Below are 11790 nucleotides of genomic sequence, written 5' to 3'. Positions count from 1 at the left end.
AAGGGGTGTGTATGTGATGACAGATATGGTGCAAGGGCGGCAGCCGCCACATAATATGGAGGCAGAACAAGCCGTACTGGGTGCTATTTTCTTAGAGCCTGAGGCTATCTCCAGTGCCTCTGAGTTGTTAGTGCCAGAAGATTTCTATCGTGCCAGCCACCAAATTATTTTTCGTGTCATGCTGGAACTGGCCGATAAGTCAGAGCCGATTGATATCGTAACAACGACGACCACATTGGCTAACCGCCAGCAATTAGATGATGTAGGCGGTGTGTCCTATTTAAGTGATTTAGCCAATGCTGTACCGACAGCTGCTAATATTACGTATTATTGCCGGATTGTAGAAGAGAAATCGATCCTCCGAAGGCTGATACGGACAGCGACCGATATTGTGACGGACAGTTATGACAAAGAGGATGAAGTGGCAGAGGTACTCAACGAATCGGAGAAAAGGATCTTAGAAGTATCAAACCGCAAGAATGCCTCTGCTTTTAAGAATATTAAGGATGTATTAATTGAAGTGTATGACAAAATCGATCAATTGCACAAGAACAGCGGGGAAGTAACAGGTATTGCCTCTGGCTTTCGCGATTTAGACCGGATTACTTCCGGTTTTCAGCGCAATGATTTGATTATTGTGGCTGCCCGTCCTTCTGTAGGGAAGACAGCCTTTGCCTTAAATATTGCTCAAAACGTTGCCATCAAAACGAATGAAAATGTTGCTATTTTTAGTTTGGAGATGGGGGCTGATCAGTTAGTATCCAGGATGCTTTGTGCCGAAGGAAATATCGATGCCCAGCGCTTGCGGACCGGATCGCTGGAAGAAGAAGACTGGAGCAGATTATCGATGGCGATGGGAAGTCTATCGAATGCCGGTATCTATATTGACGATACCCCGGGGATTCGTGTCAGTGAAATCCGCTCTAAATGCCGTCGTTTAAAACAAGAACACGGACTGGGCATGATCTTGATTGATTACCTGCAATTGATTCAGGGAAGTCTAGGTACTACCGATAACCGTCAACAAGAAGTATCAGAGATCTCTCGTTCCCTCAAAGGTTTGGCCAGAGAGCTGGAAGTGCCCCTTATCGCCTTGTCACAGCTGTCACGGGGGGTGGAATCCAGACAGGATAAACGTCCGATGATGTCCGACTTGCGTGAGTCGGGAAGTATCGAGCAGGATGCCGACATCGTAGGCTTCTTGTATCGTGATGATTATTATGATCAAGAATCAGAGAAACAGAACATTATTGAAATTATTATTGCCAAACAGCGTAATGGTCCAGTAGGTACTGTGGAACTGGCCTTTGTAAAGGAGTATAATAAATTCGTCGATCTTGATCACCGTTATCAAGATGGTGATATACCGCCAGGATAGGAGTAGGATTCCTTATCCTGGTATAATAGCTATTTTTACGAACGATAATCAGTCCTTTTGTTAATAATGTTCGTAATTAAATTGACATTATTGCACAAGATTGATAAAATTAGTTCGGAATGAAATAAATAAATAAGGCGGAGGTGCCGTTTATGTCTTCAGTAGTCGTTGTTGGAACACAATGGGGAGACGAAGGGAAAGGCAAAATTACAGACTTTCTTTCACAAAATGCAGAAGTAGTAGCACGTTACCAAGGTGGTAACAATGCAGGTCATACAATTAAATTTGATGGTATTACATATAAGTTACATCTCATACCTTCGGGAATCTTTTTTAAAGAAAAAGTATGTGTATTGGGGAATGGGATGGTGATTGATCCAAAAGCCATGGTAGAGGAAATCAAGTATTTACATGATCGCGAAGTAAACACAGATAACTTGCGCATCAGTAACCGCGCCCATGTTATTCTTCCTTATCACCTGAAATTAGACCTTTTACAAGAAGAATCTAAAGGTGTAAATAAAATCGGTACAACTGGTAAAGGGATTGGTCCAGCCTATATGGATAAAGCCGCTCGTGTCGGTATTCGTATCGCTGATTTACTAGATAAGGATGCCTTTCGTGAGAAGCTGGAAAGCAACCTTGAAGAGAAAAATCGTTTATTTGAAAAAGTATATGAAACAGACCGTATTGAGGTAGAGGACATCTTAGAAGAATACTATGAGTACGGTCAGCAGTTAAAGCAATATGTTGTTGATACATCTGTTGTCTTAAATGATGCATTAGATGCAGGCCGTCGTGTGCTGTTTGAAGGTGCGCAAGGGGTTATGCTGGATATTGACCAAGGAACATATCCATTCGTTACGTCTTCAAACCCAATTGCAGGCGGGGTAACAATTGGTTCTGGTGTAGGGCCTTCTAAGATTGACCATGTTGTTGGTGTATCAAAGGCATATACGACACGTGTTGGTGATGGCCCATTCCCAACGGAACTGCATGATGAGATTGGTGATCAAATTCGTGAGGTGGGCCGAGAATATGGCACCACAACAGGCCGTCCGCGTCGTGTTGGCTGGTTTGACAGTGTGGTTGTGCGTCATGCCCGTCGTGTAAGTGGTATTACCGATCTATCTCTAAACTCTATTGATGTATTAACAGGTATCGAAACATTAAAGATCTGTACCGCTTATAAGTATAGAGGGGAAATTATTGAAGAATTCCCAGCCAGTTTAAAGGCATTGGCAGAATGTGAGCCAGTATATGAAGAACTGCCAGGCTGGACAGAAGATATTACCGGGGTAAAGAGCTTGCATGAGCTGCCTGACAATGCACGCCATTATTTAGAGCGTATTTCTCAATTGACAGGTATTCCATTATCGATCTTCTCCGTTGGACCTGACCGCTCACAAACAAATGTTGTTCGCAGTGTATATAGTAACTAATTTGAATCAACCGCCCTTTCCTTGATGGAAAGGGCGGTTTTTGGCCGTATAAAATGGAACAGGATAAAAACAACTTTTATTCTGATACCACTGTTTAATAAAGTTTCTTAAAAAATACCAGCTATGTATTAAGGCTCGAGGAACCCAATCGAAGCGACCAAATAAAGCAGGCCAACAATGATAAACAGCAAGCTATTTACAGTAACGAGAGCTTTCCGAGTCCCTCCTTCGGAAAGGAAACAAGCACTGATCATTCCTATTACACTTATAAAAAGAGGTGCATACATACTGATGTCAAACAGGTAGGCAAATAAGCCATTGTTCCAATCTTGGGAAGAGTACATCATCATCAAACAGACAAGGATGATACTGATTACGGATAGACTAGTAAAGAAATTCTTCAATATATCTCCACCTTTTTTAAGTGTCAATTTGGATTGTTTTCCATTATATAATAATCGTTTCTGTTTGACAAAGTTAGTTTTTAATTTGGGATTTGCAGCGGTTGTTCAAAAAATGTGGAGGGACTTAGCATAATTTATAACGAATACTCGAATAACTAAGGATTAGTTATTCTTTTTTTGATGCCATCATCGATAAGTTCTCCGCTGAATGATAAAACAATCTGAAAAAAGAAACTACAGAGGCAGTCCCATCCATATATTCAACAGCTAAAAGCAATATCCTTAGGGAATAACCCTGCAAGGTGGGAAATTTGTCAATTTCTGTTCTTGACTTTTTTTAAAGGTCGGGGTAATATAATCAAATTCGAACAATTTTCTATTTTTATGGTAGAACGTTCGTATTTTAACGTGTGAGCGAGGTTAAAACAATGAAGGATAAAGTAACAGAAAGATTATTTCGGCTGCAATCGAATCAGACCAACGTAAGGACTGAGCTAATTGCAGGATTAACAACCTTTATGACGATGCTGTATGCATTGATCGTTGTTCCAAATATGCTGGAAGAAGCAGGTATGCCATTAGGTCCTGTCACAGTAGCTGTTATTTTGATGACAGGTATAATTACCATTATCATGGGGCTATATAGCAACCGGCCATTTGCCCTTGCGCCAGGGCTTGGTTCAGTTGGCTTCCTTGCCATTACCCTATCCGTTTCTGAAGGGATTCCTTGGCAGGTTGGCATGGGGATGGTATTTATTTCAGGGATAGCATTTGTCATATTTACGATCTTAGGACTGCGTCAGATTATTGTTAAATTAATGCCGCCGGCTATTAAGCTGTCGATTGGGGCGGGTGTAGGTTTATTTATTGCGTTGATTGGTTTTCGAAATGCGGGTCTTGTCGTTGCCAGTGAAGAATCGAACTCCTTACAATTAGGTGATATCGGTTCACCTAATGCGATTCTGGCGTTGGTGGGATTTCTGATTATGAGTGTGTTATTAGCAAGAAATGTGCGCGGACACTTGCTGATTGGAATTATTCTGGTCACGATTATCGGTATTCCAATGGGAGTGACCACGTTACCGGACAAAATCTTTTCTCTGCCGGAAAGTGTGGCACCAGTTGCCTTTGAATTAGATATCAAAGAGGCATTGAAGATTTCCTATTTTCCATTTTTATTAGCTTTCTTTATTCCAGATTTCTTTTCCACCTTAGGAACGATGCTAGGGGTAGCGAGCAAAGGGAATATGCTGGATAAGAACGGAAACTTACCGCAAATCGATAAGCCGTTTATTGTCGATGCGGGTGGTACGGTATTGGGGTCACTGTTCTCGGTGCCGGTTATGTCGACATACGTGGAATCAGCAGCAGGAGTAGAGACCGGCGGCCGAACAGGCTTAACCTCTGTCACAACAGGTTTCTTGTTTCTATTAACCCTGTTTATTACACCACTTATTTTTATTATTCCGACAGAAGCAACGGCACCGGCCTTAATTTTGGTTGGATTAACGATGTTATCTGCCGTGAAGAATATTAATTTCGGTGATGTGACAGAATCATTGCCCGCATTTATGACCATCGTTATTACCATCTTTACGTTTAACTTTGGTAATGGGATTGCAGCTGGGATTATTATTTATGTACTGGTAAAATTGTTTTCAGGAAGACACAAAGACTTCCACTGGGGATTATATATTGTCATTATTCCGCTCATTCTTTATTTCGTTTCATTAGCACACTAAGCAAAGAGGAGGAGTTAGCATGTATGAAAGGAAACATATTGTAGCGGCTGCCAGAGGCGACGAGCCGATGGATCTGGTTATTCGTAATGTCCAGCTCGTCAATGTCTTCACCGCAGAAATCTATCAGGCAGATATCGGGGTAAAAGAGGATCGCTTTGCAGCGGTAGCCGCTTATCGAGACGGCAAACCTGCTTTTTCTATAACAGGAAAAGAAGAAATAGAAGGAAGCGGCAGATATGCCATCCCAGGACTGATTGATTGTCATGTACATATCGAGAGCACGATGATTACCCCTGATATGTTTGCACGGGCAGTACTTCGTCACGGTACCACTGTAGCGGTAATTGATCCGCATGAAATCGGAAATGTGATGGGGGCAGAAGGTGTCCAATATATGATTGATGCCAGCAAAGACTTGCCGGTAGAAATCCTTACAACAATTCCATCTTGTGTACCAGCAGTGCCGGGAATGGAAACGGCAGGAGCGGAATTTCATCCAGAAGATGTGGAAGCGATGCTGAAACTGCCAAATGTGGTTGGGATTGCAGAATTGATGGATTATGTCGGTGTGATTAATCAAAGTCCGAGAATGGCAGGGATCGTCCAGAAAGGCCTGAATGCAGGTGTAAGAAATGAGGGGCATCTGCCAAGGGTATATGGATCTGATTTGGCTGCTTATCTGGCTGCTGGTGTAGATACAGATCATGAGAGCCGTTCAGCTGATGAAATCTTAGAAAAATTACGTGCCGGCATGCTGATCTATATTCGGGAGTCCAGTATCAGCCAGTTTGCTGATATTGCGACAGAGGCTTGGAGAGAGGTTCCTCATGTCAGCAATATTGCTATGTGTACGGATGATGTTGAACCGAGTGATATGTTGAAAAACGGACAAATGAACCGCGTGGTACGCCGCTGTATTGAAGAAGGCATTCCAGCTCCACTGGCCATTCGTTATGCCTCTCTAAATGGAGCCGTTCGCTATGGTTTGCGTGACCGCGGGGCGATTGCCGCAGGTTTCCGGGCAGACTTCTCTTTAGTTGGTTCATTGGAGGCCATGGATGTGCAAGATGTATTTGTGGCCGGTAAACAGCAAGTGTGTAATGGTATACTGAAGGAAGAAATCTCCAGTGATGTGGCACCTATATTGAGAAATACAGTTAATATCCCAGACTTAACCGAGCAAGATTTTGTGATTACAGCACCGGCTGGCTCTGGCAAGGTAAAGCTGCAAACCATGGAGATGCGCAAGAACGGTACAACGGCAAAGGGTGAGCTCGAATTAACCGTACAGGACGGTGTCATTGCCTCCCTGCCAGCAGATTATGTGTTTGTAACAGTGATAGGAAGACACGGACAAAACAGCAAACCTTTTGTTGGCGTCTTAAAAAATTCAGGCTTGCGCAATGGAGCCTATGCCACCACAGTGGCACATGACAGTCATAACTTAGTCGTTGCAGGCACCAATGCAGCTGATATGCTGGCTGCTGTGAAACAAGTGCAAGCGATTGGCGGCGGGTTATGCCTTGTTGAAAATGGTGAGGTGCGTGCCCAAATCGAATTACCGCTTGCCGGACTTATGTCTCCAGAACCAATTGAGAGCCTTGCTGTAAAGGTTGACCAGTTCTGTGAAGTGGCTAAGGAGATGGGAGTACAAGTAGGACGACGCTCGCCAGCTATGGCATTTTCTTCGCTAACCTTAACCGTTATTCCGGAGATCCGTTTATCTGATTTAGGTTTAGTAGATGTGGCTACACAGGAATTCTTACCATTATTTATCGAGGAATAAGATAGATAAGAGGGGCTGTTGCAAAATGTACATGTTGCATTTTGTGGCAGTTTTTTTGCACCCTAGGAAAGGGAGTATAAAAATATATGGATTATAGTATAAGTAAAACGAAGGCTTTCGCCATAAAGACTTGGCGATAAGCCAAGTTTTTCTATCCGGGACGTTGTTTTTTTGTTCCACTTATTTTATCGTGGAAAATTTTTGTACAACCATGTTGCGTTAATTGTAATCCTGTTGATACACGTGCATATCCAATTAACACCAAAATCACTCTTTCCTCATTTTCCCTTTGATTTCATTGAAACATAAGATGTTAAATATATAGTTAATGAACATAGATTGATGGACGGAGTTTTGTCACATTACAAACGGTAAAAAACGCCCCTTATGAATTAAAAAGGAGCGTGTTCAGAAAAGGACGAGTTTTGGAACAAATAATCAAATGTGTGCTTTTTAACTTTGTTCAGAATACGGTTCAGATTGTTGAACAAAGCAGGAACTTTTAGGATCTCATCACAGCATTCTAAATACTTTCCTAGAAATCTTGGGTATGGATCAGTGTACATCTATTTCAATATCAACTAAAAATTATCTTGCTCATAAAAATTCACTAAAGCTCTTGCCATATCATAAATATTTTGTCTTAAAGTTATAGGATGAACGACCCTGCCCGTTTATATTTCATTTGTAGTTTTCTTTCACTCCAAATTGCTTGTTGTAGAATTTTAAAAAACTCAATCTTTTCAGTTGACTGTCTCCATGTACTCGTATCAACATGAATTCGATTCCAAACAACATTGGCATTTTTCTGCAAGAAACGTGGAATAGAAGCAATAAGTTTTTGACGTGCTTTATTCCAATCGGTTGTTAAACCTAGGTCATTTAGTAACCGGGGTGATGGTGAAATAAACAAAGACTTAATTTCATTATCTTTTAAACCTGTTATATTTGTTCGATAGCCTTCCAGTAAAGACCAGCCTCCATTTTTTCCACGCTTTGCGAAAACTGGAATTCCTGTTCTGCTCAAGGCTTCCATGTCCCGATGAATGGTACGTTCGGTCACTTCCAATTCATTCGCCAATGCTTTGGTTGTTAATTTTTCGTTATTTTGTAACAACAATATTATGCTAATAAGTCTGTCTGCCCGCATGGATAACCACCTAACAAAAATATTTTAATAGGCTTAATATGACATAAGGTGTCATCATTATAGATTATACTATAGATATTACAAATGGGAGGTAGATAAAAATGAAATCTTTAAAGGGAAAAGTAGCTTTGGTAGCTGGTGGAACAAGAGGAGCCGGCCGTGGTATTGCTATGGAGTTAGGTGCCGCAGGAGCTACTGTCTATATCACTGGGCGTACGACACGACACGAGATTTCTGAATACGGGCGCCATGAAACTATTGAAGAAACAGCTGATCTAGTAAATAACTTAGGTGGAATCGGAATTGCTGTTCAAGTTGACCATCTTATTCATGAACAAGTACAGTCCTTAATTGAAAGAATTGAGAAAGAACATGGAAGGTTAGATATACTTGTAAATGATATTTGGGGAGGTGAATATCTTGTTGACTGGTGGAATACGAGAGTATGGGAGCATTCGCTTGAAAATGGCTTAAGAATGCTTCGTTTAGCGATTGATACTCATTTGATTACGAGCCATTACGCATTACCTTTGCTCATCAAAAACGAGGGTGGACTTGTCATAGAAATGACCGATGGCACAAAAGAGTATAATAATGAGAACTATCGCTCATCAATGTTTTATGATCTAGCTAAAAGCTCAGTCATCCGTATAGCAGAAGGGCTCGCTCACGAATTAGAACAGCATCATTGCACAGCTGTCTCCTTAACCCCAGGCTGGATGCGATCCGAAATCATGCTCGATCATTATGGTGTCAAAGAAGAAAACTGGCATGACGCTACTGAGAAGGAACCTCATTTCGTCATCTCGGAAACGCCACGTTATGTGGGGCGAGCTGTTGCAGCCCTTGCTGGAGATCCCGAAGTCTCATGTTGGAACGGTCAATCTCTGTCAAGCGGAAAGCTTGCACAAATCTATGGTTTCACTGATCTAGATGGTTCTCAGCCTGATTGTTGGCGTTATGCCGTAGAAGTGCAGGATGCTGGCAAGCAAGCAGATGCTACCGGTTATCGTTAAAAAACTCACATACTATATTAGACTATTTGAGAGTAGCATCGATGGTTAAGTTTATCAGTGTTCAACAATTTTTTACTAGGAAGATTCGAATTGTTCTATAAAAGATTGGATGTAAATATTAAGAAGCCCAGCTAATCTCCTTATGTGGAGATAGCTGGTTTTTTTAAGTTGAATGTGCAAAGTAACACTTAAAATCAGCGCAAATTATCGGTCAAAGTGACATCATTGTGCAACAGCCTCTTTTTTGTTTATCAAAAAATCCCCACGAAACCAGGCTTTGTTTTTTCAACTGTACTACATTTTGATTACAATCTGATTAAAAATCCTTTTTCCCACTCTTTTTATGATAGATTAGTGGAGGAAAATTTTATTTTGAAATAGAGATAATTCGTTGAATATATATAGAAAAAGCATTCAGCCAATCAGGGAGTACAGGAGGAAGTATACCATGCAAGCAAGACTGGGGAAGTTCGTAAAAGGCTTAACGGTTACAGCCATTGTAGCTGCAGGTCTGTCAGCACAAGCCGTATTTGCGGATGAGCTCAAATTAAAGGAAGTATATCACGTATATGTGGATGATAAACATCTGGGAGTCATACAAGATAAAGAAACAGTGGAAGCCTATATAGACAATAAGATTGCCGAACAAGAGGAACAGCATTCATATACCTATTCCTTCGCGGAAGATGTAGACTATATCACCGAGACGGTGTTTACTCCGGAAGTGGACCAGCAGGCCGTATTGGATCAGTTAGATAAAGAATTAACGTTACAAGCAGAGGCGACCGCCCTCACGATTAATAACCAGACCATCGGTTATTTTGCTAATCAAGAGGAGGCAGAAGAAGTGCTGCAGCGGTATAAAGAGCAGTATGTCGATAAAGATATATTAAAAAAAATCGATAACAGCTCAGCTGATGCCGAGCCATTATCCAAAGGGGAATCTGCTATTATAGACGTATCTCTAACAGAAAAGGTTTCAACTTCTGAGAAAAAAGTTCCGGATAAAGAAATCCTTACGGTAGAAGAAGGCCTGAGCCTGCTTAAGAAAGGGGCGTTGGAGGAAAAGACACATGTTGTCAAGGATGGCGAAGTATTAGGCGCTATTGCAGATCAGTACGATCTGTCCACTGATAAGTTATTAAGCCTCAATCCAGATCTGGATGAAGATTCTGTGATTAAAGCCGGGGATGAGCTACAGGTAACCGTATATGAACCATATGTAGAAGTGAAGGTTATCGAAGCAGAATTAAAAGAAGAGAAACTAGACTTCAAGACCAAAACGAAGGAATCGGACAAGCTGTATAAAGGCGAAGAAGAGGTAAAGCAAGAAGGCAAGCAAGGAAAAATCGAAAAAACATATCAAACAACAACCATTAATGGTAAAGAAACCAACCAAGAAGTAACGGATAAGCAAGTAATCAAGAAGCCGACCGATAAGGTCATTATCAAAGGAACCAAAGTCGTTTCTGCTCAAGGTACAGGAGATCTTGCCTGGCCGGCAGTTGGCGGCACGATTACCAGTCATATGGGGGAACGCTGGGGTAAACAGCATAAAGGAATTGATATTGCTGGTGTAAGTGACCGATCCATTTTGGCTGCCGATAATGGCACGGTTATCTCTGCGGGCTGGAATGATGGCGGTTATGGCAATAAAATCGTGATTGAGCATAATAACGGCTACCGCACTATTTATGCCCATATGGAATCCATTAATGTCTCTCCTGGACAAGTAGTGGAACAGGGGCAGAAGATCGGTGTCATGGGATCTACCGGTGATTCTACTGGTGTACATTTACACTTTGAAGTATATAAAAACGGATCATTGGTAAATCCAGCTGAAATCCTTTAAACTAGATAGTAAGAGACGGATGTAAAACCTCTGTCGCTAGATAGAATGCCAGTTTGTTGCAGCCTAGATCAAACCCTTGTTACCGAAACGTAGCAAGGGTTTTTTACCAGTATAGATTGGGTCAAGAGGTACAGCTCTCTTTCTTAGTGAAGAACAGACTTGATAAGTCTCGCTTTATTAGAAAAATAAAGATCGATCCCGCTGATATTGCAAAAATAGACACTTCATACAATAGAAGGAATAAGACATTTACAGCATTTTCGGTTAGAATAGGAACAAAGAATAAATTTATAGAAAAAAGGACGTGCTTGGATGAGTCAGAAAATATTAGTAGTAGACGATGAAAAGCCAATTGCAGATATATTGAAATTTAATTTAGAGAAGGAAGGATACGATGTCTTGATGGCACATGATGGGGATGAGGCAATCGCACTTGCGACGTCAGAAGATCCGGATCTCGTATTATTAGATATCATGCTGCCGAATAAAGATGGGAATGAAGTTTGCCGCGAAATCCGTAAGACACATAGTATGCCAATTATTATGCTGACAGCCAAAGATGCTGAGATTGATAAGGTACTAGGGCTGGAGCTGGGGGCAGATGACTATGTGACTAAACCTTTTAGTAATCGAGAGTTAATTGCTAGAGTGAAGGCGAATTTGCGCAGACTGCAGGCTGAACCGGCTAATCAGAAGCGCGATACAAGTGATATTGAGATTGGTTCACTGGTGATTCACCCTGATGCCTATACGGTAACAAGAGAGGGCGAGTATATCGAATTGACCCACCGCGAATTCGAATTATTACATTATTTGGCACGTCATATCGGCCAGGTAATGACCCGTGAGCACTTATTGGAGACCGTGTGGGGTTATGATTATTACGGGGATGTTCGAACGGTTGATGTGACCGTTCGGCGTCTAAGGGAAAAGATTGAAGATAACCCTAGTAATCCATTATGGATTGTAACTAGAAGAGGTGTAGGCTATTACTTGCGGAACCCTGAACAGGAGTAAATT

General features: G+C 41.5%; 9 protein-coding genes and 1 pseudogene. 7 read left to right on the top strand and 3 right to left on the bottom strand.

From position 1 onward, the window contains the following. The first annotated feature begins 16 nt into the window (after positions 1-16). Together dnaB and JOD18_RS18485 are read left to right on the top strand one after the other, a co-directional pair. Positions 17-1378: a replicative DNA helicase gene (gene dnaB, locus JOD18_RS18490; protein ID WP_204670604.1), complete on the top strand. Its 1362-nt coding sequence runs from the start codon at positions 17-19 to the stop codon at positions 1376-1378. 152 nt (positions 1379-1530) lie between these two features. After that, on the top strand, positions 1531-2820 hold the full coding sequence (locus JOD18_RS18485) for an adenylosuccinate synthase (protein WP_204670603.1): 1290 nt from the start codon (positions 1531-1533) through the stop codon (positions 2818-2820). A gap of 128 nt (positions 2821-2948) precedes the next feature. Here JOD18_RS18485 and JOD18_RS18480 read toward each other — a convergent pair whose 3' ends face one another. Continuing rightward, positions 2949-3224 carry a hypothetical protein gene (locus tag JOD18_RS18480; RefSeq protein WP_204670602.1) on the bottom strand — a complete coding sequence of 92 codons (276 nt, stop codon included), beginning with the start codon at positions 3222-3224 and terminating at the stop codon, positions 2949-2951. A 428-nt stretch (positions 3225-3652) separates the two neighbouring features. Between JOD18_RS18480 and JOD18_RS18475 the strand changes: the two genes are divergently transcribed. Both JOD18_RS18475 and ade read left to right on the top strand, forming a co-directional pair. After that, on the top strand, positions 3653-4966 hold the full coding sequence (locus JOD18_RS18475; protein ID WP_204670601.1) for an NCS2 family permease: 1314 nt from the start codon (positions 3653-3655) through the stop codon (positions 4964-4966). A gap of 19 nt (positions 4967-4985) precedes the next feature. Then, positions 4986-6752 (top strand): adenine deaminase, encoded by a 1767-nt coding sequence (ade, locus tag JOD18_RS18470; RefSeq protein WP_204670600.1) that lies wholly within the window; start codon positions 4986-4988, stop codon positions 6750-6752. A 154-nt stretch (positions 6753-6906) separates the two neighbouring features. Here ade and JOD18_RS24370 read toward each other — a convergent pair. Further along, positions 6907-7014: pseudogene (locus JOD18_RS24370) on the bottom strand (recombinase family protein); the annotation flags it as partial. 387 nt (positions 7015-7401) lie between these two features. Continuing rightward, on the bottom strand, positions 7402-7902 hold the full coding sequence (locus JOD18_RS18465; protein ID WP_239588216.1) for a helix-turn-helix transcriptional regulator: 501 nt from the start codon (positions 7900-7902) through the stop codon (positions 7402-7404). A gap of 101 nt (positions 7903-8003) precedes the next feature. On the opposite strand from JOD18_RS18465, the gene JOD18_RS18460 reads away from it, so the two are divergent. The 3 genes from JOD18_RS18460 to yycF all read left to right on the top strand — a co-directional run bounded on the left by JOD18_RS18460 (position 8004) and on the right by yycF (position 11787). Further along, complete coding sequence (locus JOD18_RS18460; RefSeq protein WP_204670599.1) at positions 8004-8918, top strand: SDR family oxidoreductase; 915 nt, start codon at positions 8004-8006, stop codon at positions 8916-8918. A 448-nt stretch (positions 8919-9366) separates the two neighbouring features. Then, a complete protein-coding gene (locus tag JOD18_RS18455) occupies positions 9367-10770 on the top strand; it encodes a peptidoglycan DD-metalloendopeptidase family protein (RefSeq protein ID WP_204670598.1) in 1404 nt (467 codons plus the stop codon). Positions 10771-11082: 312 nt separating this feature from the next. Then, positions 11083-11787 (top strand): response regulator YycF, encoded by a 705-nt coding sequence (gene yycF / locus JOD18_RS18450; protein ID WP_204670597.1) that lies wholly within the window; start codon positions 11083-11085, stop codon positions 11785-11787. Positions 11788-11790: the final 3 nt, after the last annotated feature.

Origin of the sequence: Gracilibacillus alcaliphilus (assembly GCF_016909015.1) — a bacterium.
GTDB classification, from domain to species: domain Bacteria; phylum Bacillota; class Bacilli; order Bacillales; family Amphibacillaceae; genus Gracilibacillus; species Gracilibacillus alcaliphilus.
This window is presented reverse-complemented; position numbering and strand designations above follow the sequence as displayed.